This is a genomic window from Micromonospora sp. DSM 43699 (genome assembly GCF_055517075.1).
Map to the genome: position 1 here is coordinate 99,871 of NZ_JBTMMT010000012.1, position 24,001 is coordinate 123,871.

Here is a 24,001-nt window from a genome sequence, read left to right on the forward strand (position 1 = left end):
GATCGAAGGATCCGGGACTGTTTTCCGGTCGGGCCGGAATGTCACCAACCGTCGCCGGAAAATGACGGCCGGTCGTGTGCCGGATCAGTCCACGCAGAGGTGGTCGAAGGCGAACGGCGCGGTCAACTCGTCCCGCCGGTCCCGCAGTGTGCGGATCTGCCGCCGCAACTCTTCCCGGTCGAGCAGGGTGGATTCGTCGAACTCCGCCCCGGCCAGCCGGTCGCCGACCGCCACCGCCGCCAGATCCTCGGCCAGTCGACCGGGGTCGATCCCGCAGTGCAGCCGGGCCTCGTGCACGGTGACCCGCTCCACCAGACTCCGGCCGGGCCGCACCTCGACCCAGCTCCAGCCCTCGGCCACCCCACCCTGCCAATGCACGTGCAGCCCCCGCACGATCGGGTCGCTGAGCCGCCGGGACACGTACGCCTCGACGGCCGCCACCCGGGACAACGCGCCGAGGTCGTTTACCGGCCCGGTGCGCCCGTCCGGCAGCCGGCCGACGATGTCGCGGAAGCCGACCGGCGCGTCGTCCGGGTCGTCCGAGGCGGCACCGGCGGCGTAGGCGCGCGCATCCACGACGTACGTGACGATCCGTCGGCCGTGTCGCGCGGCCCGCAGGGTCGGCGACCCGATCCGCAGCACCGGCAGGCCCACGGCGGTGCACACCGCCGCACCCATCCGTTCGGCCCGCTGCCCGGCCGAACCCGCCGGCGCGGTGGGGCCGACGGTCAGGGCGAACAGCGGGACACCGGTGTCGGCCGCGCAGACGACGTGGTCGAACTCCTCCCGCAGGGCCGAGCTCCACTGGTGCCCGGTGACCCCGGCCGGTCGCCGCGACACCAGGTCGCCGAGCCGGCGGGCGGCGTACACCGCATGGCCGGCACGGACGAACAGCGGCGCCGCACCGGCCGGGACCGGCCGCAGCCGGGCGCCGTCGTCGGTGGCGGTACGCGTCATCGTCGGGTCGGTCCGTCCATGGCGGGGAAGGTGACCGGACGAGTCTAGGACGTCGAGCACGGTTCCCGCCTCGTCGGTGCGGCCGGTCGGTGCGGCCGGTCGGTGCGGCCGGTCGGTGCGTCGTCGGTCGGTGCGGCGTCGGTCGGTGCGTCGTCGGTCGGTGCGTCGTCGGTCGGTGCGTCGGTGCCGGCCGGTGCGGTGCCGGACGTTGGTGGCGGTCCCGGGCGGTTGGTGTGCCCCGACCGGTTTCTCTACGCTCACGGGGTGCTGCACGACGGACCGGCCCCGGAACTGTTGACCAAGCGGAGTCTCGTCACGGTCTCCCACGCCATCGAGCGGTCGGCGCTGGCCACCGCCGAGGACGGGCCGCTGGTGGTGATCGCCCTGTTCCAGCGGATGCCCTACTTCCTGCGGGAACAGGCCCGCTACGGCCGGATCGCGGCCAGCGCGGCGGTCACCGTGGTCGGGCTGGTCGGGGAGACACCACCGGAGCTGCCACCCGGGGCGTACGCGGTGGCGCTTGACGAATCCGAGGAGCTTGCGCGGGAGTGGAGCGTGGTGGCGCTGACCCCTCGGTTCGGGGCCAGCCTGGTGGCCCGGGACCAGCGTGAGGTGGCGGCGGCCGGCACGCTGGAGGAGGGTCGGCTCTTCTCCGGCCGCTGGGGCTTCCGCCGGGACGAGGCCCTGCACGAGGTGATCCGGCTGCGGGCGCAGCTCGGCGACCGGCTCCCCCCGGCCGCACTGACCGCGATCGACCAGGTGCTACGCCGGGTCCGGGACCTGCCGGCGACCCCCGGCGAGAGCCGGGCCGAGGCGGCGTTGCGGCTGATGGCCGAGCGGGTAGAGCGCGCCCACCGCAGCGGGTCGGATCGGGTCGGCGAGCCGGTGGAGGGCCCGCCGGGGCTGGTGGACGAGCCGACGCTGCACCGCTGGACCGGGATGGGCGGGGTGACCGCCGCAGGCACCCTGCCGGTGGCCCTGATCGGGGTACGGGTCAGTGAGCCCGCCGGCGCCCCCGAACGCTTCGGACGGCGCAGTGCCGCCCGGGAGGCGCAGGCCGTGATCGCCGCGCTGACCGCGCCACTGCGGCCGGTGGACCGGGCGGTCCGTCTCGCCTCCGACGAGTACCTGCTGGTCCTGCCGGCGTTGACCCGGGAGGAGGCGCTGGCGGTGGCCGGTCAGGTGCACGCCTCGGTGGCCGGGCTCGCCCGGTCGTACCCCTTCGTGTCCTTCGCGGTGCACGCGGCGGTCACCGTGACCGACCGGCGGCCGATGCCGGTGGCCGAGGTCCGGCACGCCGTCGGGTGGGCGGCCCGGGAGGGCGTTCCGGTGGCCACTGTCGCCCGGGAGGCCGTCGCGAGCGCCGCCCAGCACTGAGAACGGGGGGACACGGAATGCGGGTGGTCTCGTTGGTGCCGTCGCTGACCGAGGCGGTGGCGGCGACCGTACCGGAGATGCTGGTCGGCGCGACCGACTGGTGCGTCCACCCGGCGGGGCTGGACGTCGCCCGGGTCGGCGGCAGCAAGTACCCCGACCTGGACCGCATCCGGGAGCTGCGGCCGGACCTGGTGCTGCTCAACGTGGAGGAGAACCGGCGGGCCGACGCGGACGCGCTCACCGCGGCCGGGGTGCCGGTGCTGGTCACCTACCCGCGGACCGTACCGCAGGCGCTTGACGAGCTGGCCGGGATGCTCGCCGCGCTGGGGGTCACCGGGGAACCCCGCTGGCTGACCGACGCCCGCCGGGCCTGGGCCGATCCCACCGTCGGGGCCGGGGTCCGCCGGGCCGTGGTGCCGGTGTGGCGTCGTCCTTGGGTGGTCCTCGGCGGGGACACCTTCGCCGGGGACGTGCTGCGCCGACTCGGGGTGGTCAACCTGTACGACGACGACCCGGAGCGCTATCCGCGTCCCGGCCTCGACGCGCTGCGGGCCCGCCGGCCCGACCTGGTGGTGCTCCCCGACGAGCCGTACGCGTTCACCGCCGAGGACGGGCCGGACGCCTTCCCCGGCGTCCCCTGCGCGCTGGTCTCCGGCCGCCATCTCACCTGGTACGGCCCGTCCCTGGCCGAGGCACCCGCCCTGCTCACCGCCCAGCTCGCGGTCTGCGGGGAGTGAGCCCGGGGCGGTGACGCCCGACCGTCCCGCCCCGGTGACCGACCCACGGTGGTGCTCAGGCCACCGGGGTGACCCCGCCCGGCGTCCGCTGCGCCACGGTGGCGTCGTCCAGGTCGTACCCGATGGTGCTGGTCACCTGGACCACCCCGCTGACCTGGCCGGCGAGCTTCACCGCCAGCTCGGCGGCGGTCCGCCGGTCCAGCCGGCCGTCCAGCGTCACCGCGCCGTCGCGGACCTGCACGGTGACCAGACCGTCCCGGACGGCCAGCACCCGCCGCAACACCTCCTGCACCACGTCCTCGCGGATCTCGGCGTCGCTGCGCAGGTGCACCTTCAGCAGGTCGCTGCGGGTGACGATGCCCACCAGCCGGCCCAGGTCGTCGAGGACGGGCAGCCGCTTGACCGCCTCCCGGTCCATCAGCCGCGCCGCCGCCGGCAGCGACGCCCCCGGACGGGTGGTGACGGCCGGCGCTGTCATCAGCTCCCCCGCCAGCAGCGCCTCGGCCTTCTCCAGGGACTCCCGACGCCGCCGGCCCACGAAGACCCGCCGCTCCTCCTGCGCCCCGGAATGCTCCACCTTGTGCAGCAGGTCCGCCTCGGACACCACACCCAGCACCCGACGGAACCCGTCCACCACCGGCACCGCGCTGATGCCCCGCCGGATCAGCACGTCGACGATCGCCCGGTAGGGGGTCTCCTCCCCCACCGTGGCTACCTCCCGGGTCATCACGTCGTCCACCTGCCACGTCCTCATCACGACCTCCTCGGGGGCTCTCCCGACCGACGTTAGGGCCGGCCCGACCGGCCGGGGCAGAGGCGGACGGACCGGTGCCGCCGGGGTCGAAGGTCCCGTCCGGACGCCCCCGTCAGGGGACTTAGGTCCCGCCGCGGCACGGACCGGTCGGCCCTGCCGCGAGCAGCCCGACGGGCGTGGAATGGAACTGCCACCGGGAAGTGCGGTGCCAGGCAGAGAAGGGACGTGGAGACCATGACCGCGACGATCGAGCGGAACACCACCGCCGGGAGCATCGCACCGGTGGCGGGGACCGAGACCACCCGCCAGCGCGCCGCCCGGTACGTCTGGGCCGGTACCCGGCTCGCCCTCGGCTGGATCTTCCTCTGGGCGTTCCTGGACAAGCTCTTCGGCCTCGGTCACGAGACCGCGACGAAGAACGCCTGGATCCACGGCGGCAGCCCGACCAAGGGTTTCCTCGCCTTCGGCGCGAAGGGCCCGTTCCAGGGGCTCTACCAGGACATCGCCGGGGCGGCCTGGGCCGACTGGCTGTTCATGATCGGCCTCGCCGGGATCGGGGTGGCCCTGCTGCTCGGCATCGGGATGCGGCTCGCCGCGGTCACCGGTGGCCTGCTCATGGTGCTGATGTGGACCGCCGTCCTGCCTCCGGAGAACAACCTCTTCATGGACGACCACCTGATCTACGCCGCGGTGCTGGCCGGTCTCGCCCTGGTCGGCGCGGGGAACACCCTCGGCCTCGGCCGGGTCTGGGCCACCCTCCCACTGGTTCGCCGGTTCGGCTGGCTCAGGTAGCCGGTTCGGCTGGCCCGGCCAGCCGACCGAGTGGCAGGGCGTCACCTCGACGGTGACGCCCCTGCCGGGCGTCCACCCCCGGTCGGCGGTCCGCGCAGGGACGTGGGCATCGCGGCGGGTGGTGTCGGCACGGGTGGCGTCGGCACCTGCGGCGGACCCGGCTCCGGGACCGCCGCCGATCGGTGCGTCGCGATCGGGCAGGATCGACACCGACCGGACGATCGTGCGACGACGGAGGAGATCAGCAATGAACACGCCCCAGGCAGGCAAGCCGGAGATCGGCCCGATCGAGGGTGCCGCGCCGGCCGACCTCGTCATCGAGGACATCACCGTCGGCGACGGCCCCGAGGCCCAGCCGGGCCAGCTGGCCAACGTGCACTACGTCGGGGTGTCCCACTCCACCGGCCGCGAGTTCGACGCTTCCTGGAACCGCGGCGAGGCCTTCGAGTTCCCCCTGGGCGGCGGCCAGGTCATCGCCGGCTGGGACCAGGGTGTGGTGGGCATGAAGGTCGGCGGCCGTCGCCGGCTCACCATCCCGCCGCACCTGGGCTACGGCAGCCGGGGCGCGGGCGGCGTCATCAAGCCCAACGAGACCCTGGTCTTCGTCGTCGACCTGCTCGGCGTCCGCTGAACTCCGGTGGGCCGCCGGCACCGTCCGGCGGCCCACCGCCGGGTCTCGCGGCCGACCGACGAACCTGCCGACCCGATCCGGGCGACGGGCGGTGGACCCGACGGACGCGACCTGGACCGGGGCGCCCGGTGATCGGTCAGGCGCAGGCCGCCAGGCGTCGGGGAGTGACCTCGGCCGGGGCGTCGCCGTGCCGGACCGCGATGATCCGGTGCAGGCCGGTGGCCCGCAGCACCCGGGCGACCACCGGATCGGGGTCGACCACGACCAGCTCGCCGCCCCGGGCCCGGGCCCTCAGGTGGGCGGCGACCAGCGCCCGCACCCCGGCGGCGGAGAGCACCTGGACCCCGGAGAGGTCGAGCCGGAGCAGCGGGCGGGCCGGCGCGGCCCAGAGGGCGGCCCGGAACGCGCCGACGGTGGCGATGTCGATCTCGCCCACGGCGCGCACCTCGACCACGTCGTCGGCCACCCGGAGCCGCACGTGGAAGCGGTCCTCTCCCTGTGTCATGCCCCGAATCTAGCCCCCACCCCCGACGTTTCCGCCCTGCCCGAGGTGGGTTTCCGGGTAGTCCCAGGGTCGCCCCGGAGCCGACCCCGACTCCTCCTCAGGGTGGAGCACCGCCGGTCACGCGAGGCGGCACCCGCAGCGCCCGTAAGACGCGCGGAACCCCTGGCAGGACGCGGTACGACCGGCCGCCCGCAAGGGCGGACCGGTCGTACCCGGTCGTTCCTCCCCCGGCGGGTGGTCAGCCGCCGCTGGCCGACGGCGCGGGTGCGGGTGGCGAGCCCCCGGCGACCGCGCCCGGGTGCGCCGGGCTGGTGGTCGGCGCCGGCTTCAGGCCCGGCGGTACGGGCAGCGCGCTGCCCCTGGCGAACTCGGCCCAGCTGGTGTTCCAGGCCGTCCAGCCGTTGCCCGGTCGCAACGGCACCTCGGTGCCCTTGACGGTGACCAGGTCGCCGACCTGGGTGACGCCCATCAGCCAGTCGGCGGCGGTGGACGAGACGTTGGCGCAGCCGTGCGAGACGTTGGTGTAGCCCTGGTCGCCCTCCGACCAGGGGGCGGCATGGATGAACTCGCCGCCCCAGGTGAGGCGCTGGGCGTCCTCGACGTCGACCACGTAACCCCCGTCGGGCTCGCCCCGGGTGTCGAAGCGGGTCTGCTGGTGCTTCTCCATGATCACCATCTTGCCGCTGGAGCTCGGCGTGCTCGGCTTGCCGAGACTGACCGGGATCCTGCGGATCAGCCTGCCGTCCTGGAAGACCGACATCTGCTTGGTGGCGTTGTCGATGTCCAAGGCGACCTGCCGACCGATCTTCGAGGTGGACCGCCGGTCATCGTCACCGACGTACTCCTTGCCGATCGGCAGGCCCGCCAGCGCGGACCGGACGCTGATCGTCGTACCGGTACGCCAGAAGTCAGGTGCCCGGTAGTAGACCTGGCTGCCGTCCTCCAGCCACGACCAGGTGCCCGGCTGCGGCGGGTCGGTCTTCACGAACAATCGTCGTTGCACGGCCGCCCTGGCCTCTTTGGGAATTGCCGGCTCGAATGCCACAGTCACCGGCATGGCGGTGCCGTACGTCTGGTTACCGGCGAAATAGAGCACGCTGGTCAACGCTTGCCGGTGCGTATTCGTCACCGTGGTGAACGTGGTGCGCCCGACCGTCGTCCGGCCCGAGTCGCCGGTTGCGGTCACCTCTGCGGTGTACCTGCGGCCGCTGCCCAGCGGGACCGCAGGCACCCAGCTCGACCCGTCCTCCCTCGGCTCACCGGCAACTGCCTTCCCCTTGTCGTCGGTGAGTTTCACGCTGCTCACCCGACCGTTCTTCACGGTGGTGCCGACCTCCGCGCTGATCGGCACGTCCTTCGCCCGATCGGCGGGACTCACCGACACCGTGGGGCCGGCCGCCCCGCCGGGTGCCGCCCCGGCCGCCGGCTTCCGCTCGGCGGTGCACCCGCCGAGGGCCAACGGTGCGGCTGCGATGGTTACCGCCAAAAGCGTCAATCGCCGCCTCACGTCCATATTCCGTCCCCCATTCCCAGTCCCCTTGACCACATTCTGTACGGCGTTTCTCGGGCCGGGTCGTGCTTTTCGGGGAACCGGGCGGGGAACGCCTGGCTTATGGACCCGGGCGGTGCCGGACGGGGCCGGGAGGCACCGATGTCCGGGATCGTCCGCGCCGGCATGACACGGGTCGTCAGTCCCAGTCCTGGTCGCCGTGGTTGCGGTCCCAGCGCCCCCCGACCGGCGGGGTGTCCAACCGGATCGCCGCCACCGCGTTGCCGGCCAGGTCGTTGTCCTCCACCCGGCAGCCGACACAACTGCCTCCCGCCGTGATCCAGAGCCCATGGGTCTGGGTGCGTTCGTCGTGGTTGTCCCAGATCCGGTTGCCCCGCACGGTCGCCGAGTCGAACGCCGCGGCGATCGCGATGCCGGCCCGGACCGGTGGCGCGGCCGGCAGCTCGTACGGGGTGCCCGGCAGCGGGGTGTCCCCGCTCCAGCCGGAGTAGGCGTCCGGGCGTACCGGGGCGAGGTGCAGCTCGGTGGCGGTGTTGGCGGCCACCACAGCGACCCGCCGGCCGACCCGCAGCACCTTGCCCCGGTGGCTGTCCTGCGCCCAGGTCGCCGACCGGTCGACCAGGGACCGTTCGCTGTAGCGGACCGACTCGCCGCCACCGCAGGACGCCTCGGCGCACTGCCGGCCGTTGTTGCGGATCCGGTTGTCGAGCAGCATCGCGTCGGTCATCGGGCGGTCCACCCGGATGGCGTCCAGGCCGTTGCCCCAGAACTCGTTGCTCTCCACCACCACGTCCTGCGCCGGGCGCGGGTAGCCACGGCCCAGGTCGTGCTGGTGGTAGCCGTACCCGCCGTTGCTGCTGATCCGGTTGCCGCGCACCGTGTACGGCCCCGGGGTGTTACCCACGCTGATCCCGTCGCGCACGTTGCCGTCGATGACGCAGTCGGTGAGCAGACCGCCCCGGCCTGCGACTCCGGCGGTGCCGTTGCCGGACACGTCGTAGCCGGCCTCCAGGTTGCCCGTCATCGTGCAGCCGGTGACGATCAGCCCGTCGGCCCCCCAGTCGGAGATGCCGAACCGGTTGCCCTGGCTGTGGCAGCCGATGATCCGGTAGCCGCGCGGCGGCGTCCAGTAGTCCTTCTGGAGTTCGAGGAAGATGCCGTTGGTGCCGTTGGCCAGGGCTGTGCAGTTGGCGATGGTGAGCCGTTCCATGTCGCCCCAGCCGCCGATGCCGATGCCGATGCCCGCGCCGCCCATCTGCTCGCCGTTGTCCAGCCGGCCGCAGCCGACCACCACCACCCCGTCGACCAGGGTGTCCTGGAGGAAGTCGCAGCCCAGTCCGCTCGCTCCGGTGTGGTGGATGTAGAGGTTGCGGAACACCCCGCGCACCACGTACTGCAACCCGAGGCCCTTGGCCAGGTAGTTGTACTCGGCGAGGGCCACCCCGGAGCCGTCGATCTCGAAGTCGGCGAAGGTGCAGTCGGCGATGTGCCGGTCCCGGTCCGCGCCGTGCTGGAGCACCGTCCAGAACGCCAGTGGCGTCGGGTCGCTGCGATTGCCCTCGTTGCTGAGCAAAAACCGGGTGGCGGCCGGGCCGGCGCCGATCAGCGACACCCCGCTGCGCCACACCGTGCCGGCGTCCCGGATGGAGTAGATGCCCGGCGGGCACCAGATCACCCTGGCCCGCCCGTCGGCCGCGTAGCCGTCACCGAGCCGGTCCACCAGGGCGGCCAGCGCCGGCTGGTCGTTGGTCACCCCGTCACCGGTCAGGCCGTAGTCGTGGGCGTTGCACCACAGCGGCGCACCGGCCACGGGCGGACGGCGGTCCCGCAGGGCGACGGGCAGACCCTGGTACGGCACGGGAGACTCCTCTCGGCGGTGCGTCCACGACCGGTGCGGCGGGTTCTCGACCGCCGCCGGTTTCCCGGCCCGTCGACCGGAAAACCCCGCCCCGCTGCCGGCGGGCCCCGACGAAGCGGACGAACGCCCCGACATGCCGACGGAGCCGGTCACCCCGCCCAGGGTGACCGGCTCCGCGGCGTACCGCTCAGACGTTCGCGACCAGCAGCGCCGGCTGTTCGACGCAGTCGGCGACGTGCCGCAGGAAACCACCTGCGACCCCGCCGTCGCAGACCCGGTGGTCGAAGGTGAGGCTGAGCTGGGTCACCTTGCGGACCGCCAACTGCCCGTCGACCACCCACGGCTTGTCCACGATCCGCCCCACCCCGAGCAGCGCCGCCTCCGGGTGGTTGATGATCGGGGTGGAACCGTCCACCCCGAACACGCCGTAGTTGTTGAGGGTGAAGGTGCCACCGGTGAGCCGGGCCGGCGGCAGGGTGCCGGCGCGGGCGGCGGCGGTGGTCTCCGCCAGCGCGGCGGCCAGCTCCCGGGTGGTGAGCCGCTGGGCGTCGCGCAGCACCGGGACGAGTAGGCCCCGGTCGGTCTGCGCGGCGATGCCCAGGTGCACCCCGGCCGACTGGACGATCCGCTGCCCCTCGGTGTCGACGTGCGCGTTGAGCTGCGGGAACCGTCGCAGCCCGCTGAGGCAGATCCGGGCCAGCAGGGCCAGCACGCTGACCGGGGCGTCCGGGGTGGCCGCGTTGATCGCCGCCCGGGTCGCCAGCAGCGCGGTGGCGTCCGCGTCGACCCAGATGGTCACCTCGGGGATCTCCCGGCGACTGCGGGAGAGCTTGTCGGCGATCACCCGGCGGATGCCGGTCAGCGGGATGACGACGTCCTGCGCATCGGCCGGGGCCAGCCCGACGTGCCCGGCCGTTGCCGGCCGGTCCGCGCCGGCGGTCTGCCGGTCCGGGACGACACCGTGCTGCGCCGAGGCGACGACGGGCCGGCCCGGTGGGGTGTCCAGCGCTGCCTCCACGTCGGAGCGACGGATCACGCCGCCGGGGCCGGTGCCGCGCAGCGCGGCCAGGTCCACCCCGTGCTCCCGGGCGAGCCGACGCACGATCGGCGAGATGACCAGAGCGGCCGTCCCACCGGTCGGGGCGGTTGCTTCCTCCGGTCCGGCGACGGGCTCCGGGGCCGGGGTCGGCCGGGATCGGCGGCGACGGCGGGCGGTGCCGCCGTGCCCGGTGCCGTACCCGATCAGCACGTTGCCGGAACCGGCCCGCTCCTCCTCGCGGTAGGTGGCGTGCCCGGCGGGCTCGTCGCCGCCGTCGGGCGACGCGATGGTGATAAGCGGTTGGCCGACCGGGCGCGTCTCGCCGGCCGCGCCGTGCAGGGCGACCACCCGGCCGGCGTACGGGCAGGGCACGTCGACCACCGCCTTGGCGGTCTCCACCTCCACCACGCTCTGGTCCACGGTGACCACGTCGCCGACGGCGACCCGCCACTCGACGATCTCCGCCTCGCTCAGCCCCTCGCCCAGATCGGGCAGGAGGAAGACCCGGGTTCCTGCGGGGGCCTGCGGAACGGTGACGGCCTGCGCTGCGGTGCGGGCGCTCACGCCGCGCTCCCCTGGAGCAGCCAACGCGGGTCGGGCCGGTCGTCCCACTGGAGGCGGGCCACCGTGTCGAGCACCCGGTCCACCCCGGGCAGGTGGGTGTGCTCCAGCATCGGCGCCGGGTAGGGGATGTCCAGCCCGGCGACCCGCAGCACCGGTGCGTGCAGGGCGTGGAAACAGCGCTCCTGCACCCGGGCGGCGATCTCCGCCCCGACCCCGGCGAAGCCCTGCGCCTCGGTGATCACCACGCACCGGCCGGTGCGGCGTACCGAGGCGGTGACCGTGGCGTCGTCGAAGGGCACGATGGTCCGGACGTCGACCACCTCCAGGTCCCAGCCCTCCTCCCGGGCGGCCTCGGCGGCCTCCAGCGCCACCGGCACCGCCGGGCCGTACGCGACCAGGGTGGCGTCGGTGCCGGGTCGACGCACCACGGCCCGGCCGAACGGCGCGGTACGGGCCGGCAGCTCCGCGTCGGCGCTGGCGAAATAGAGCTTCTTCGGCTCCATGAACACCACCGGATCGGGGTCGGCGATCGCCTCCCGCAGCAGCGAGTACGCGTCCTCGACGGTCGCCGGGGTGACCACCTTCAGCCCGGGGGTGTGTGCGTAGTACCCCTCGGACGAGTCGCAGTGGTGCTCCACCCCGCCGATGCCACCGGCGTAGGGCACCCGGATGACCATCGGCACGCTCAACGCGCCCCGGGTGCGGTTGCGCAGCTTCGCCACGTGCGAGGCGATCTGTTCGAACGCCGGGTAGGCGAACGCGTCGAACTGCATCTCGACCACCGGCCGCAGCCCGGTCATGGCCAGGCCGACGGCGAAGCCGACGATGCCGGCCTCGGCGAGCGGGGTGTCGAAGCAACGCTTGTCGCCGAACCGGGCCTGCAACCCGTCGGTGATCCGGAAGACCCCGCCGAGCTGCCCGACGTCCTCGCCGAAGACGAGCACCCGCTCGTCGTCGAGCATCGCGTCGGCGAGCGCGGCGTTGAGCGCCTTCGCCATCGTCATGGTGGCCATCAGGCGTCCCCCTCCGCGTCGGCGGCCAGCTCGGCGCGCACCTGTTCGCGCTGCTCGACAAGTTGCGGGGTCGGCTCGGCGAAGACGTGGTCGAACAGGCTCAGCGGGTCGACCGTCGGCTGGGCGTGCATCCGCTCCCGCAGGTCGGCGGCGTACCCCTCGGCCTCGGCGGCGACCTGCGCCACCGTCGCGTCGTCCAGCTCACCCCGGTTGCGCAGGTACGCCTCCAGCCGGGCCACCGGGTCGCGGCCCCGCCACGCCTCGACCTCGTCGGGATCCCGGTAGCGGCTGGCGTCGTCGGCGTTGGTGTGCGCCTCCATCCGGTAGGTGTGCGCCTCGACCAGGTACGGCCCGTGCCCGGCGCGGGCGTGCGCCACCGCCCGGGTGAGCACCGCGAGCACCGCGAGCGGGTCGTTGCCGTCGACCTGCTCGCTGGGCACCCCGTAGCCGACGCCCTTGTAGGCCAGGCTCGGCGCGGCGGTCTGCCGGGACAGCGGCACGCTGATCGCGTACTTGTTGTTCTGCACGAAGTAGACGACCGGGGCCTTGAACACGGCGGCGAAGTTGAGCCCCTCGTGGAAGTCACCCTCGCTGGTGGCGCCGTCGCCGATGAAGGCCAGCGCCACGGTGTCCCGCCCCTGGTAGGACTCGCCGTAGGCCAGTCCGGCGGCGTGCACGCACTGGGTGGCCAACGGGGTGCACTGCGGCGCGGTGTGCACCACCGTCGGGTCGTACCCGCAGTGCCAGTCGCCGCGCAGCAGGGTCAGCACCTCGACCGGGTCGATGCCCCGGGCGGTCAGCGCCATCGACTCCCGGTAGGTCGGGAAGACCCAGTCGCCGTCGCGCAGCGCGAGCACCGCACCGACCTGGCAGGCCTCCTGGCCGCGCGAGGACGGGTAGACGGCGAGCCGGCCCTGCTTGGTCAGTGCGGTGGCCTGCGCGTCGAACCGGCGGCCGACGACCATCCGGCGGTACATCTCGCGCAACACCTCGACCGGCGGCTCGGGCAGGTCGGCGCGGGACGGCAGCGGGGTGCCGTCGGGGTCGAGCAACCGCACCGGCTCGGTCTGCGGGAGCAGGCCGGCGGTGGGTTCGGGGGCGACCGGGGTGGCCGGTCGACGGGTACGCGGGGATGCCCTGCGGACCGCCTGGGGTGTGGTCGTCACGGCGGGGACCTCCTGGACGTGTGGTGGCCCTATGCTCCAGCCGTTGGATGATTGACTCAACGTTCCCGGTGAACGCGGGACGATTGGCCTACCGAGGAGTATCTGATGAGCCAGCAGACCACCCCGTCGGCGGCCCTACCGGGCGGAACGGGACGTTCGGTCGCCCCGCTGGACGAGGTGGACCGACGGGTCCTCGACGAGCTGACCCGTGACGGCCGGCTGTCCATGCGTACCCTCGCCGAGCGGGTGCACGTCTCGCGCACCAACGCGTACGCCCGGGTGGAGCGGCTGCTGCGCGACGGGGTGATCACCGGGTTCCGGGCCCGGGTGGCCCCGGAGCCGGCCGGGCTGGGCACCTCGGCGTACATCTCGCTGACCATCCAGCAGAACACCTGGCGGGAGGTGTCGGCGGAGCTGGCCCGGGTGCGCTACATCGAGCACGTGGCGCTGCTCAGCGGGGAGCACGACGTGCTGGCCCTGGTCCGCGCGCCGGACAACGCCACCCTGCGGGACGTGGTGCTCAGCCGGGTGCAGGGCATCGCCGGGGTGCTCTCCACCCGGACCTGGCTGGTCTTCGACGAGTTCGACGGGGCCGGCAGCCCCTGGGGGTGAGCGGCCCGGCGCGGTCGCTCAGGCCCCGACTGGCCGGTCCGGGGACGGCCGGGCGGCGGGTCAGCGTTCCGGTGGGGCGGCCAGGCCGGCGCGGTCGGCCAGCGCCAACAGCGGCTCCAGGGAGTAGCGGTCGCCGTCCAGGCCGGCGTGCGGGTCGCCGCGCTCGGCGAACCGGGCCGGCATGCTCAGCACGTCGAAGTCCTCCGGGCGGGCGTCGTCCAGCTCGGCCCACGCCAGCGGGGCCGACACCAGCGCCGCCGGGGTGGGCCGGATCGAGTACGCCGAGGTGACCGTGTGGTCGCGGGCCATCTGGTTGTAGTCGATGAAGACCGGCTTGTCCCGCTGGTCGCGCCACCAGGTGGTGGTGACCAGGTCGGGCAGCCGCCGCGCCAACTCGTGGCCCAGGGCCAGCACCGCGCGCCGGCAGTCGCCGAAGCTCCACCGGGGCTCGATGGAGAGGTAGACGTGCAGGCCCCGCCCGCCGGTCGTCTTGGGGTAGCCGACCATGCCCAGCTCGGTGAGGAAGGCCCGGACCTCGTGCGCCACCGGCACCACCTGGTCGAACCCGACACCCGGCATCGGGTCCAGGTCGATCCGGAGCTGGTCGGGGCGCTCCACGTCGGCCGTCGTCGCCGGCCAGGGATGGAACCGCAGGGTGCCGAGGTTGGCCGCCCAGATCACCACCGCCAGCTCGCTCGGCGCGACCTCGTCGGCGGTACGGCCGCTGGGGAAGGTGAGGTGTGCGGTGCGGACCCAGTCGGGAGCACCGGCCGGGAGCCGTTTCTGGTAGAACGCATCACCCCGGTTGTCCTGCCGGGTGCCGATCTTGGCCCCCTCGAACACCCCGCGCGGCCAGCGTTCCAGCATCGTCGGCCGGTCCCGCAGGGCGCGCAGGATGCCGTCGCCGACGGCCAGGAAGTAGCCGACCACGTCCCGCTTGGTCAGCCCGCGCTCGGGAAAGTAGGGCTTGTCGGGGCTGGAGATGCGGACCAGCCGCTCCCCCACCTGGATCTCCTCGGCCGCCGTCGCCACGCCCACACGGTAACGGCCACCCCCGACACCCACAGCCGGCTCACCGGATCGCAGCGATTCGCGTGAGGGCTACGGCTCGGGCTGCCCGACGTAGGTGCCGCGCTGCGGCACGGTGTAGACCAACCCGCGCTCGCGGAGCTCCGCGACGGCACGGCGGGCGGTGCCGCGGGCCACTCCGAACTCCTGCACGATCGCCGCTTCGCTCGGAATCGGCCGATGCGCGGCGAGCGCACCGCTGGCAATCCGCCCGGCCAGAATGTTCGCCACCTGGCGGTAGATCGGCACCGGGCCGTCTGGGTCGATCATGAGACGAAGTTAGTCGAGCTGAAACGACACGGGTTTTTTAGCTACGTTTCTGGACGTCCATGCTTGTACACCTCTAGGCTCGGTGTCAGCTCGTGACGCTCAGCGAGTCAACGGGTTGCCGGTAGCGGTCCGGGTGCCTGATCGGGGATCGGTGCCCGGATCTGCCTGTCGACGGGAGGCCCCTCATGCCGATGGACGAACCGATCACGCCCGCCCTGGTCCTCTGGACCGCGCAACGGGTGCTGGCCCAACACCACGAGGCACCGGACGAGGCCCGGCCGCCCCGCCGCTGCTTCCAGTGCAGCGACGACGGGTGTCACATGCTGACCTGGGCGCGCGGGGTGCTCCGGGCTCACCGGCAGCCGCCGCCGCTGCCCCACTAGGCTCGCCGCCATGGCGACCTATCTCGACGTACACCCGGAGAACCCGCAGCCCCGGACGATCGCCCGGGTGGTCGACCTGCTGCGCGGCGACGGCCTGGTCGCCTACCCGACCGACTCGTGCTTCGCGCTCGGCTGCCAGCTCGGCAACCGGGACGGCCTCGACCGGATCCGGGAGATCCGGCACCTGGACAGCAAGCACCACTTCACCCTGGTGTGCCGGGACTTCGCGCAGCTCGGCCAGTTCGTGCACATCAACAACGCGGTGTTCCGGTCGCTGAAGGCGGCCACCCCGGGCAGCTACACCTTCATCCTGCCCGCCACCAAGGAGGTGCCGCGCCGGCTGCTGCACCCCCGGAAGAAGACCGTCGGGGTACGCATCCCCGACCACCCGGTCGCCCAGGCGCTGCTGGCGGCGCTGGGTGAGCCGTTGGTGTCCAGCACCCTGCTGCTGCCCGGCGAGACCGAACCGATGACCCAGGGCTGGGAGATCAAGGAACGGCTCGACCACGCGATCGACGCGGTGGTCGACTCCGGCGAGTGCGGCACCCTGCCCACCACCGTGGTCGACTTCTCCGCCGACGAGCCGGAGATCGTCCGCTACGGCGCGGGCGACCCGACCCGCTTCGAGTAGTCGCGTCCGGTCAGGGCGTGGCGGGGTCCGCCGACGGCAGCGGCAACGGCTCGACGACCGGGTCGACGTCACGGGCGGAGTGGACGGGTGCCGGTCGGGCAGGGCCCGAGGTCCGGCGGTGTCGGCGGCCCCCGCCCACCGACCCGGAGTGTCGGGCCACCTCGCAGGTGACCAGGTGGATCGGGGCCGGTGGCACGGCGAACCTCCCCGGACCCCAGCGCACCCAGAGGGCGACCCGGCCGGCGGCGGCCTCCGCCGCGAGCTTCTCCCAGGTGCGCCGCCGGTCCGTATGGTCGACCTCGACGACCACCGGCGGGCCGTCCCGGCGGGCACACGCCACGTCCAGCACCGAGTGCCGGTCCATCATCGGCGGGGGTAGCGGCAGCACGCTCGCCGCCCGACGGTACGACCGCCAGCCCTGATCGGCGGCCCAGGCCAGCACGGCGTCGATGATCCGCACGGTCACCTCGTCGGTGCCCAGGTCGACGAATTCGAGCTGGGCCAGCCATTCGGTGAGCGATGCCGCCAGCCGTTCGCCGTCCGCCCCACCGTCCACCCGGGGAGGATATCGGCCCGTCGGCGACCGTCCACCCGCCACCCAGCCCTGCACGGGACCGGCGTGCGGCGAGGTGGAGGAATCCGGTCATGGCACCTACCGCACTCCAGGAATTCCGGCTGGCGGCTGGTCAGGCGGTCCTGTTCGCGGGGGTGCAGCACCTGTCGACGCAGGCCGGGGCCTCCGCGGTGGGAGCCGGGGCGCAGCAGGCGTCTCCGCGCCAGGCGTCGCGGCCCTCCTTGACGGCGACAACGGCGATCACCAGGGCGGCGATCGGGTCGGCCCAGCTCCATCCCAGGACGCTGTTGAGTCCGAGGCCGACGAGCAGGACGGCGGACAGGTAGGTGCAGAGCAGCGTCTGTCGGGAGTCGGCGACGGCGGTACGGGAGCCGAGTTCGCGGCCGGCACGGCGTTGCGCGGAGGACAGGCCGGGCATGATCGCGAGGGAGAGCGCGGCGAGCACGAGACCGGTGGTGGAGTGCGCCGCTCCGCTACCGCCGAGCAGCGCGCGGGCCGATTCGACGGTGACGTAGGTGGCGAGCGCGAAGAAAGAGATCGCGATGATCCGCAGGGCGGCTTTCTCCCGGACCTCGGGGTCCTGGCCGGCGAACTGCCAGGCGACCGCTGCGGCGGAGGAGACTTCGATGATCGAGTCGAGGCCGAAGCCGATCAGTGCGGTGGAGTCCGCTGTGGCACCGGCGCTGATGGCGACGACGGCCTCGATCAGGTTGTAGCCGATGGTGACGGCGACCAGGAGTCGGATCCGGCGGGCCAGGATGGTGCGGCGGGCCGGGTCGGGCCGGGCCGGCGTGACAGGCAGCAGGGGCACGCTCATCAACAGCAGTCCTTGTCAGCGGCATCGGGGCAGACTGCGGGGTCGACCGCGAGGACGAGGCCGAGGAGGTCGTCGAGGGCGTGGCGGATGCGGGTGTCGGCGAGTTCGTACCGGACGCGGCGACCTTCGGGGACGGCGACGACCAGGCCGCAGCCGCGCAGGCAGGCCAGATGGTTGGACAGGTTCTGCCGGGTCACCCCGAGCAGATCGGCCAGCTCCGCCGGATAGCCGGGCGCTTCGCGCAGGGCGAGTAGCAGTCGCGCCCGGGTCGCGTCCGACAGGGCATGGCCGAAGCGGGCGAGGGCCTGGCCCTGGGTGACGGTCTGCACACCCACGACAGTACATCTATTCCTGTATTCAGCGGGAGATGTACCGGAATGGAGAGCGGTTATCCGGGTCGGGGCGGGGGGTAGGGATGGGGCATGGCGGAACTGGCAGCGCTGTGGATCGTCCGGCACGGTGAGAGCACGGCGAACGTCGCCGCCTCGGCGGCCGAGGCGGACGGCGCGGAACTGATCGACCTGACCCACCGGGACGCCGACGTGCCACTGTCGGACACCGGCGAGGAGCAGGCGCGGGCCACCGCGCGCTGGCTGGCCGACCTGCCGGAGCAGCGACGACCCGACCTGGCGGTCGTCTCGCCGTATCTGCGGGCGAGGCGGACGGCCGAGTTGGCGTTGGCCGGCACCGGCATCCCGGCCAGTGTCGACGAGCGGCTGCGTGACCGGGAACTGGGCATCCTCGACGGGTTGACCGGGCACGGGGTGACCCGCCGGTTTCCCGACGAGGCGGCCCGCCGGCAACGGCTCGGCAAGTTCTACTACCGGCCCCCGGGCGGTGAGTCCTGGACCGACGTGGCGCTGCGGCTGCGTACCCTCCTCGGTGATCTGCGCCGCGACCACCAGGGGCAACGGGTGCTGCTGTTCGGGCACGACGCCCTGGTGTTCCTGCTCCGTTACCTGGTGGAAGGGCTCACCGAGGCGGAGCTGATGCGGCTGACCCGGGAACACGTGATCGCCAACTGCTCGGTGACCGGCTGGTCGGCGGACGCCGCCGGCCGGCTCGTCCCGGCCATCTTCAACGACGTCGCCCACCTGCACGCACAGGGTGCCCCACCCACCACGGAGGACGAGATCCATGCCGAACCGGTCTGACACCCGGGTCATCACCCCGGGTCTGCTGCGGGACTGGGCGCTGCCGACGCCGACCGGAGGCAAGGACAACCGGGGAACCGTGCTGGTGGTCGGTGGCTCCCGTTTCACCCCGGGCGCGGTGCTGCTGGCCGGGGTGGCCGCGCTGCGCGCCGGGGCCGGGGTGCTGCAACTGGCCGCCGCCGAGTCCACCGCCGCCGCGCTGAGCATCCAGGTGCCCGAGGCCATGGTGGTCGGCCTGCCGGAGACCGACGACGGCGCGGTCGCCGGTGACCCGGGCGACCGGCTCGGCGACCTGGTCGCGGAGGCCGACGTGGTCACCGTCGGGCCGGGCCTCAACGACATCGACCAGACCCGCGCGCTGCTGCGCCTGGTGCTGTCGGCGGCCGGGCCGCACACCGCACTGGTCTTCGACGCGTACGCGCTGGGGGCGCTCAGCCACGAACCGGACCTGCTGGTCGGCGCGGACCGGAAGGTGGTGCTGACCCCGAACCTCACCGAGGCCCGGCACCTGCTCGGCCGGGATCCCGGCGACGACCTGGACGCCGACTCCCGCGAGCTGGCCCGCCGGTACGAGGCGGTGGTCTCCCTCTACGGCCACATCGCCACCCCCGACGGCCAGGGCTGGCGGGAGGAGAGCGGCGACGCCGGGCTGGGCACCTCGGGCAGCGGCGACGTGCGGGCCGGCCTGCTCGCCGGACTGCTCTCCCGGGGTGCCGAGCCCGCCCAGGCAGCCTGCTGGGCGGCGTGGGTGCACGCGGTCAGCGGGCAACGGCTGGTGCCCCGGTACGGCCGGATCGGGTTCCTCGCCCGCGAGTTGCTCGACGAGATCCCGCACACCATCGCCACCGTCTGACGTCGCCTTACATTCGTCGACCACGATCCGTTTCCGCAGCTCGTCCCGGGGTATCGGGAGCACCGTCAGCCGATCAAGGAGGTCTGCCGGTGTCCACCGACGCCATCGTCCTGCTCAAAGAGGACCACAAGGAGATACGCCGCCTCTTCCGCGAGTTCGAGAAGGCGCAGGAGGGGCCGGCCAGTCGCCGTCGCAAGATCGTCGACGAGATCGTGGCGGCCCTGACCACGCACACCTACCTCGAGAACGAGGCGATGTACCCGGAGGTCCGCAAGCTGCTGCCGGACGTGGAGGACGACATCCTGGAGTCGTACGAGGAGCACCACGTCGCCGACCTGCTCTGCGCCGAACTGGCCGCGATGGACGCCTCCGACGACCACTTCGTCGCCAAGACGACTGTGCTGATCGAGAACGTCGAGCACCACATCGAGGAGGAGGAGCAGGAGTGGTTCCCGAAGGTACGCGAGGCGCTCGGCCGTAACCCGCTCCAGGAGATCGGCGAGCGGATGATCGCGCTGCGCCTGGACGCGCCCCGCTCGCCCGGCGACCCGAAGGCGATCAAGAGCGCCCGGCACGCCACCACCGCCTGACCGCACCCGCACCCTGCGGGGTCCGACCGCCGGTCGGGCCCCGCAGGCCGTCGCCCGCCCGGCCCGGTGGTTCACCAGGCAGTCGGTGGGGCGCCCTCCGGTGCCGGCAGGATCCGCCGTACCCGCCCCGGGGGGATGCCGCGCTGCCGCCACTCCCGGGGGTAGCCCACCGAGACCTCCTCGAACCGCACCCCGTCCTTCCAGGTGGTGCGTGGGATGTGCAGGTGCCCGTAGACCACCGCGGCGGCGACGAACCGGCGGTGCCAGTCGGCGGTGGCCTGCGTCCCGCACCACTGGGCGAAGATCGGGTAGCGCAGCACCTCGGTCGGGTGGCGGTCCAACGGCCAGTGGTTCACCAGCACCGTGGGCAGCGCCGGGTCCCGGGCCGCCAACCGGCGGGCGGTCGCGTCCAGCCGGGCCGCGCACCACTCCTGCCGGCTCGGGTACGGGTCGGGATGCAGCAGGAACTCGTCGGTGCAGACGATCCCCGTCCGGTGCGCCTCCGCCAGGGCCGCCTCCCGGGTGTCGAACCCCGGCGGTCGCCAGCTGTAGTCGTAGAGCAGGAACAGCGGGGCCACCAGCGCGGGACCGCCCGGCCCCCGCCACACCCGGTAGTCGTCCTCGGGGGTGACCACGCCCAACTCCCGGCACCGCCGCACCAGCAGCTCGTAGCGGGCCACCCCGCGCAGGGTCACCGGGTCGGCCGGCGGCGTCCACAACTCGTGGTTGCCGGGTGCCCAGATGACGGTGTCGAAGCGTTCCGCGAGCAGGCCGAGCGCCCACTCGATGTCGGCCACGGTGTCCGCCACGTCACCGGCGACGATCAGCCAGTCCCGTGGCGAAGCGGGTCGCAGCGCCTCGACCAGGGCACGATTCTCCGCGTACCCGACGTGCAGGTCGCTGATCGCGACCAGACTGCCCTCGATGTCCTCCCCCAGCATCCGCCGATCGTACGCAGATCGTCGACCGGCGCGGGGCGCGCGGGAGCGCGCCCCTGCGCGGTCGGGGTCAGTCGGCCGAGCCCGGCTCGGCCATCCGGCGGTGCTGCTCGGCCTTGAGCCGGTCCGGGGTGAGCCGGGCCGCCGCCGCCTGCACCTTGTTCTTCAGCGAGCCGGCGACCACCTTCTCCTCGCCCTTCATCATCGCCGCGAAGCCCTGCGCGGCCACCGTCGCCGGGTCGTCCTTGTCGTCCGCGCCGACCTTGGTGTCGCCCATCTCGGCCCGGTCGAAGAACTTCGTCTCGGTCGGGCCGGGCATCAGGGCGGTCACCGTCACCCCGGTCTCCTTCAACTCGTTGCGCAGTGCCTCGGCGAACGACTGCACGAACGACTTGGAGGCGTTGTAGACGGCCTGGTAGGGGCCGGGCATGGTGGCCGCGATCGACGAGGTGAACAGCACCCGGCCGGCACCCCGCGCGACCATCGCCGGCAGCATCCGCTTGGCCAGGTGCACCGTCGACGTCACGTTGACGTCGATGATGTTCAGCTCGTCGGTCAGGTCGGTGTCGCCGACGAACGCCCCGCCCGCGCCCCGGCCGGCGTTGACCGCCAGCGCGTCGACCGGCCGGCCGGTCGCGTCCACCGCCTCGACCAGCGCCGTCACCCCGTCGTAGGTCGCCAGGTCGACCCGGACGGGCTGGACCTGCGCCTGGCCGTCGCGGCGCAGGTGGTCTGCCGCCTCGGTGATGCCGTCGTCCTCGGCGGCGATCACCAGGTCGTAACCGTGTCGGACGAACTCGCCGGCCAGCTCGTACCCGATGCCGCTGGAGGCCCCGGTCACCACGACCAGCGGTCGTCCGGTGGTCGGTGCGCTCATCTGCCTGATCCTCTCGTCGGTCGGGGCCCGCCGTCCGGATCTCCCCTGGTGGCTGCAATGCCCCGGATGGGGCCGGCCAACCATCCGGCCGGGCCGCGTGCCGGAGGTGCTCCCGGACACCCCGCCGGCCACCCGGTAGGATCGTCGGTGGGCCGTGACTGGCGCGTGGGGATGGAGCACCATCGGGAAGCGGCCCCGTCATGAGGACGCACGCCGAGCGCCTGGGCCTTCCGCACGTCACCTGGAGGTCGCATGTCGCTGAACGCCGAATCCACCGCCTTCCGCAGCGCGCTCGAGGTGATCCGGGCCGTCGAGCCCCGGGTGGCCGACGCGATCGGCGCGGAACTGGCCGACCAGCGCGAGTCGTTGAAGCTGATCGCCAGCGAGAACTACGCCTCCCCGGCCACCCTGCTGACCATGGGCAACTGGTTCAGCGACAAGTACGCCGAGGGCACCGTCGGCCGTCGCTTCTACGCCGGCTGCCAGAACGTCGACACCGTCGAGGCGCTCGCCGCCGAGCACGCCAAGGAGCTGTTCGGCGCGTCCCACGCGTACGTGCAGCCGCACTCCGGCATCGACGCCAACCTCGTCGCCTTCTGGGCGATCCTGGCCGACCGGGTGGAGTCCCCGGCGCTGAAGAAGGCCCAGGTACGCCAGGTCAACGACCTGACCGAGGCGGACTGGTTCGCGCTGCGCCGTGAGCTGGGCAACCAGCGGATGCTGGGCATGTCGCTGGACGCCGGCGGCCACCTCACCCACGGTTTCCGGCCGAACATCTCCGGCAAGATGTTCGACCAGCGCAGCTACGGCACCGACCCGGCCACCGGCCTGATCGACTACGACCGGGTCGCCGAGGCCGCCCGGGAGTTCAAGCCGCTGATCCTGGTCGCCGGCTACTCGGCGTACCCCCGGAAGGTGAACTTCCGGATCATGCGGGAGATCGCCGACTCGGTCGGGGCCACCTTCATGGTCGACATGGCGCACTTCGCCGGCCTGGTCGCCGGAAAGGTCTTCACCGGCGACTTCGACCCGGTGCCGCACGCGCACATCGTCACCACCACCACCCACAAGTCGCTGCGCGGCCCGCGTGGCGGCATGGTGCTCTGCGGCCCTGAGCTGGCCGACCAGGTCGACCGGGGCTGCCCGATGGTGCTCGGCGGGCCGCTGCCGCACGTGATGGCGGCCAAGGCGGTCGCGCTGGCCGAAGCGCGCCGGCCCGACTTCGCCGACTACGCCCAGCGGATCGTCGACAACGCCCAGGCGCTCGCCGAGGGGCTGCTGCGCCGGGGCACCACCCTGGTCACCGGCGGCACCGACAACCACCTGGTGCTGCTCGACGTCTCCAGCTACGGCCTGACCGGCCGGCAGGCCGAGCAGGCGCTGCTCGACTCGGGCATCGTCACCAACCGCAACGCCGTCCCGCAGGACCGCAACGGGGCCTGGTACACCTCGGGCATCCGGATCGGCACGCCCGCGCTGACCAGCCGGGGCCTCGGCACCGCCGAGATGGACGTCACCGCCGAGCTGATCCACACCGTGCTCAGCCAGACCACGCCCGGTGCCAACGCCGACGGCACCCCGTCGAAGGCCAAGTACGTGCTCGACCCGGCCGTCGCCGACAAGATCAGCAAGCAGGCCACCGACCTCCTCGCCACCTTCCCCCTCTACCCCACCATCACCCTGGGCTGATCCCGCTCCCCTCCCTCCGCTCCCTCCCGCTCTGTCCCGCTCTGTCCCGCGTTGATCAAGAGGTTTGAGTCACGGATTCCCATGTCCGTGACTCAAACCTCTTGATCACCCGACCGCCCCTGCCGACAGGCCCCACCCCCTCCCCCGGCCGTCCCCTCGGGTTCGCCGGGACGAGGGGGTGGTGATCAAGAGGTTTAGGTCAGCGGAGGCGGTTCCGGTGACCTAAACCTCTTGATCACCCGGGAGACCGGCGGGAGAGGGGGAGAGGGGGTGGGAGAGGAAGTGGGGGGTCAGGAGAGGGGGCGCTTGAGGTGGTAGCGGTGGACCTCGGTGCTGCCCTGGATGTTGTTGACGTCCTCGGCGGCGGAGACCAGCTCCCAGCCTTCCCGGCCGACGCGGTTGAGGTGGGCGATGGCGGTGTCGCCGTACGCCGTGACGTCGGTGCGTGAGCCGTCCGGTCCGTACCAGACGAACGAGACGTGGAACTGGCGTCCCTGCCCCTGGTAACGGCGGACCAACAGGGCGTACTCCCAAGCGATCATGCGTCCATTATGGCCACTTGACGATCGCCGGCACAGCACTGGGGGTGGCGGTTCGACGACACCGGGTGGCGCCAGCCGATGGCCGCCCACCGACCACGAA

General features: G+C 73.1%; 27 protein-coding genes and 1 riboswitch. Of the genes, 11 read left to right on the forward strand and 16 right to left on the reverse strand.

Features of this window, described 5'->3' with window-relative positions:
* Positions 1-84: 84 nt before the first annotated feature.
* On the reverse strand, positions 85-957 hold the full coding sequence (locus AC0AIB_RS09190) for a hypothetical protein (RefSeq protein WP_328347426.1): 873 nt from the start codon (positions 955-957) through the stop codon (positions 85-87).
* Positions 958-1,221: 264 nt separating this feature from the next.
* Between AC0AIB_RS09190 and AC0AIB_RS09195 the strand changes: the two genes are divergently transcribed.
* Positions 1,222-2,334 carry a DICT sensory domain-containing protein gene (locus tag AC0AIB_RS09195; RefSeq protein WP_465096414.1) on the forward strand — a complete coding sequence of 371 codons (1,113 nt, stop codon included), beginning with the start codon at positions 1,222-1,224 and terminating at the stop codon, positions 2,332-2,334.
* A gap of 17 nt (positions 2,335-2,351) precedes the next feature.
* Positions 2,352-3,071 carry a helical backbone metal receptor gene (locus AC0AIB_RS09200; protein ID WP_328347431.1) on the forward strand — a complete coding sequence of 240 codons (720 nt, stop codon included), beginning with the start codon at positions 2,352-2,354 and terminating at the stop codon, positions 3,069-3,071.
* A 55-nt stretch (positions 3,072-3,126) separates the two neighbouring features.
* Here AC0AIB_RS09200 and AC0AIB_RS09205 read toward each other — a convergent pair whose 3' ends face one another.
* Positions 3,127-3,825 carry a CBS domain-containing protein gene (locus tag AC0AIB_RS09205; RefSeq protein WP_328347433.1) on the reverse strand — a complete coding sequence of 233 codons (699 nt, stop codon included), beginning with the start codon at positions 3,823-3,825 and terminating at the stop codon, positions 3,127-3,129.
* Positions 3,826-4,050: 225 nt separating this feature from the next.
* On the opposite strand from AC0AIB_RS09205, the gene AC0AIB_RS09210 reads away from it, so the two are divergent.
* Both AC0AIB_RS09210 and AC0AIB_RS09215 read left to right on the forward strand, forming a co-directional pair.
* Positions 4,051-4,617 (forward strand): hypothetical protein, encoded by a 567-nt coding sequence (locus AC0AIB_RS09210; RefSeq protein WP_465096415.1) that lies wholly within the window; start codon positions 4,051-4,053, stop codon positions 4,615-4,617.
* Positions 4,618-4,864: 247 nt separating this feature from the next.
* Positions 4,865-5,248 carry an FKBP-type peptidyl-prolyl cis-trans isomerase gene (locus tag AC0AIB_RS09215; protein WP_328347437.1) on the forward strand — a complete coding sequence of 128 codons (384 nt, stop codon included), beginning with the start codon at positions 4,865-4,867 and terminating at the stop codon, positions 5,246-5,248.
* Positions 5,249-5,384: 136 nt separating this feature from the next.
* Here the strand turns inward: AC0AIB_RS09215 and AC0AIB_RS09220 are convergent, their stop codons facing one another.
* From AC0AIB_RS09220 to pdhA, 6 genes are all read right to left on the reverse strand, one after another.
* A complete protein-coding gene (locus AC0AIB_RS09220; RefSeq protein ID WP_328347439.1) occupies positions 5,385-5,753 on the reverse strand; it encodes an STAS domain-containing protein in 369 nt (122 codons plus the stop codon).
* A 238-nt stretch (positions 5,754-5,991) separates the two neighbouring features.
* On the reverse strand, positions 5,992-7,266 hold the full coding sequence (locus AC0AIB_RS09225) for a L,D-transpeptidase (RefSeq protein ID WP_465096416.1): 1,275 nt from the start codon (positions 7,264-7,266) through the stop codon (positions 5,992-5,994).
* Positions 7,267-7,441: 175 nt separating this feature from the next.
* Positions 7,442-9,121 carry a right-handed parallel beta-helix repeat-containing protein gene (locus AC0AIB_RS09230; RefSeq protein WP_328347443.1) on the reverse strand — a complete coding sequence of 560 codons (1,680 nt, stop codon included), beginning with the start codon at positions 9,119-9,121 and terminating at the stop codon, positions 7,442-7,444.
* A 187-nt stretch (positions 9,122-9,308) separates the two neighbouring features.
* Positions 9,309-10,724, reverse strand: a complete 1,416-nt coding sequence (locus AC0AIB_RS09235) for a dihydrolipoamide acetyltransferase family protein (protein ID WP_328347445.1) — start codon at positions 10,722-10,724, stop codon at positions 9,309-9,311.
* Positions 10,721-11,737 carry an alpha-ketoacid dehydrogenase subunit beta gene (locus AC0AIB_RS09240; protein WP_328347447.1) on the reverse strand — a complete coding sequence of 339 codons (1,017 nt, stop codon included), beginning with the start codon at positions 11,735-11,737 and terminating at the stop codon, positions 10,721-10,723. Before AC0AIB_RS09240 ends, AC0AIB_RS09235 begins: the two co-directional genes overlap by 4 nt.
* Positions 11,737-12,936, reverse strand: coding sequence for a pyruvate dehydrogenase (acetyl-transferring) E1 component subunit alpha (pdhA, locus tag AC0AIB_RS09245; protein ID WP_465096430.1), 1,200 nt, complete (start codon positions 12,934-12,936; stop codon positions 11,737-11,739). The genes AC0AIB_RS09240 and pdhA overlap by 1 nt, the downstream gene beginning before the upstream one ends.
* Positions 12,937-13,008: 72 nt before the next feature.
* Here pdhA and AC0AIB_RS09250 point away from each other — a divergent pair, with 72 nt between their 5' ends.
* Positions 13,009-13,515, forward strand: a complete 507-nt coding sequence (locus AC0AIB_RS09250; RefSeq protein WP_328347449.1) for an Lrp/AsnC family transcriptional regulator — start codon at positions 13,009-13,011, stop codon at positions 13,513-13,515.
* A gap of 60 nt (positions 13,516-13,575) precedes the next feature.
* Here AC0AIB_RS09250 and AC0AIB_RS09255 read toward each other — a convergent pair whose 3' ends face one another.
* Positions 13,576-14,547, reverse strand: a complete 972-nt coding sequence (locus AC0AIB_RS09255; protein WP_465096417.1) for a DNA polymerase domain-containing protein — start codon at positions 14,545-14,547, stop codon at positions 13,576-13,578.
* Between the two features lie 69 nt (positions 14,548-14,616).
* On the reverse strand, positions 14,617-14,853 hold the full coding sequence (locus AC0AIB_RS09260; RefSeq protein WP_465096418.1) for a GntR family transcriptional regulator: 237 nt from the start codon (positions 14,851-14,853) through the stop codon (positions 14,617-14,619).
* A gap of 185 nt (positions 14,854-15,038) precedes the next feature.
* Here AC0AIB_RS09260 and AC0AIB_RS09265 point away from each other — a divergent pair, with 185 nt between their 5' ends.
* Both AC0AIB_RS09265 and AC0AIB_RS09270 read left to right on the forward strand, forming a co-directional pair.
* Positions 15,039-15,236 carry a hypothetical protein gene (locus AC0AIB_RS09265; protein ID WP_465096419.1) on the forward strand — a complete coding sequence of 66 codons (198 nt, stop codon included), beginning with the start codon at positions 15,039-15,041 and terminating at the stop codon, positions 15,234-15,236.
* Positions 15,237-15,246: 10 nt separating this feature from the next.
* Positions 15,247-15,867: an L-threonylcarbamoyladenylate synthase gene (locus AC0AIB_RS09270; RefSeq protein WP_465096420.1), complete on the forward strand. Its 621-nt coding sequence runs from the start codon at positions 15,247-15,249 to the stop codon at positions 15,865-15,867.
* A gap of 10 nt (positions 15,868-15,877) precedes the next feature.
* Here the strand turns inward: AC0AIB_RS09270 and AC0AIB_RS09275 are convergent, their stop codons facing one another.
* The 3 genes from AC0AIB_RS09275 to AC0AIB_RS09285 form a co-directional block, all read right to left on the reverse strand.
* The gene (locus AC0AIB_RS09275) at positions 15,878-16,423 is read right to left on the reverse strand and encodes a hypothetical protein (protein ID WP_465096421.1); all 546 of its coding nucleotides are present in this window, start codon (positions 16,421-16,423) and stop codon (positions 15,878-15,880) included.
* A 130-nt stretch (positions 16,424-16,553) separates the two neighbouring features.
* Positions 16,554-17,258 (reverse strand): cation efflux transmembrane domain-containing protein, encoded by a 705-nt coding sequence (locus tag AC0AIB_RS09280; RefSeq protein ID WP_465096422.1) that lies wholly within the window; start codon positions 17,256-17,258, stop codon positions 16,554-16,556.
* Positions 17,258-17,593 (reverse strand): ArsR/SmtB family transcription factor, encoded by a 336-nt coding sequence (locus tag AC0AIB_RS09285; protein ID WP_465096423.1) that lies wholly within the window; start codon positions 17,591-17,593, stop codon positions 17,258-17,260. Before AC0AIB_RS09285 ends, AC0AIB_RS09280 begins: the two co-directional genes overlap by 1 nt.
* An 87-nt stretch (positions 17,594-17,680) precedes the next feature.
* On the opposite strand from AC0AIB_RS09285, the gene AC0AIB_RS09290 reads away from it, so the two are divergent.
* The 3 genes from AC0AIB_RS09290 to AC0AIB_RS09300 all read left to right on the forward strand — a co-directional run bounded on the left by AC0AIB_RS09290 (position 17,681) and on the right by AC0AIB_RS09300 (position 19,855).
* The gene (locus AC0AIB_RS09290; RefSeq protein WP_328347463.1) at positions 17,681-18,412 is read left to right on the forward strand and encodes a histidine phosphatase family protein; all 732 of its coding nucleotides are present in this window, start codon (positions 17,681-17,683) and stop codon (positions 18,410-18,412) included.
* Positions 18,396-19,265, forward strand: a complete 870-nt coding sequence (locus AC0AIB_RS09295) for an NAD(P)H-hydrate dehydratase (RefSeq protein WP_465096424.1) — start codon at positions 18,396-18,398, stop codon at positions 19,263-19,265. Before AC0AIB_RS09290 ends, AC0AIB_RS09295 begins: the two co-directional genes overlap by 17 nt.
* Before the next feature lie 89 nt (positions 19,266-19,354).
* Positions 19,355-19,855 carry a hemerythrin domain-containing protein gene (locus tag AC0AIB_RS09300; protein ID WP_465096425.1) on the forward strand — a complete coding sequence of 167 codons (501 nt, stop codon included), beginning with the start codon at positions 19,355-19,357 and terminating at the stop codon, positions 19,853-19,855.
* A gap of 71 nt (positions 19,856-19,926) precedes the next feature.
* Here AC0AIB_RS09300 and AC0AIB_RS09305 read toward each other — a convergent pair whose 3' ends face one another.
* Complete coding sequence (locus AC0AIB_RS09305; RefSeq protein ID WP_328347469.1) at positions 19,927-20,796, reverse strand: metallophosphoesterase family protein; 870 nt, start codon at positions 20,794-20,796, stop codon at positions 19,927-19,929.
* Between the two features lie 67 nt (positions 20,797-20,863).
* Positions 20,864-21,670, reverse strand: coding sequence for an SDR family NAD(P)-dependent oxidoreductase (locus AC0AIB_RS09310; RefSeq protein ID WP_465096426.1), 807 nt, complete (start codon positions 21,668-21,670; stop codon positions 20,864-20,866).
* A gap of 144 nt (positions 21,671-21,814) precedes the next feature.
* A riboswitch (ZMP/ZTP riboswitch) is annotated at positions 21,815-21,904 on the forward strand.
* Between the two features lie 18 nt (positions 21,905-21,922).
* On the opposite strand from AC0AIB_RS09310, the gene AC0AIB_RS09315 reads away from it, so the two are divergent.
* Positions 21,923-23,359 carry a glycine hydroxymethyltransferase gene (locus AC0AIB_RS09315; RefSeq protein WP_328347473.1) on the forward strand — a complete coding sequence of 479 codons (1,437 nt, stop codon included), beginning with the start codon at positions 21,923-21,925 and terminating at the stop codon, positions 23,357-23,359.
* A gap of 290 nt (positions 23,360-23,649) precedes the next feature.
* Here the strand turns inward: AC0AIB_RS09315 and AC0AIB_RS09320 are convergent, their stop codons facing one another.
* Positions 23,650-23,901, reverse strand: a complete 252-nt coding sequence (locus AC0AIB_RS09320; RefSeq protein WP_328347475.1) for a hypothetical protein — start codon at positions 23,899-23,901, stop codon at positions 23,650-23,652.
* Between the last annotated feature and the right edge of the window lie 100 nt (positions 23,902-24,001).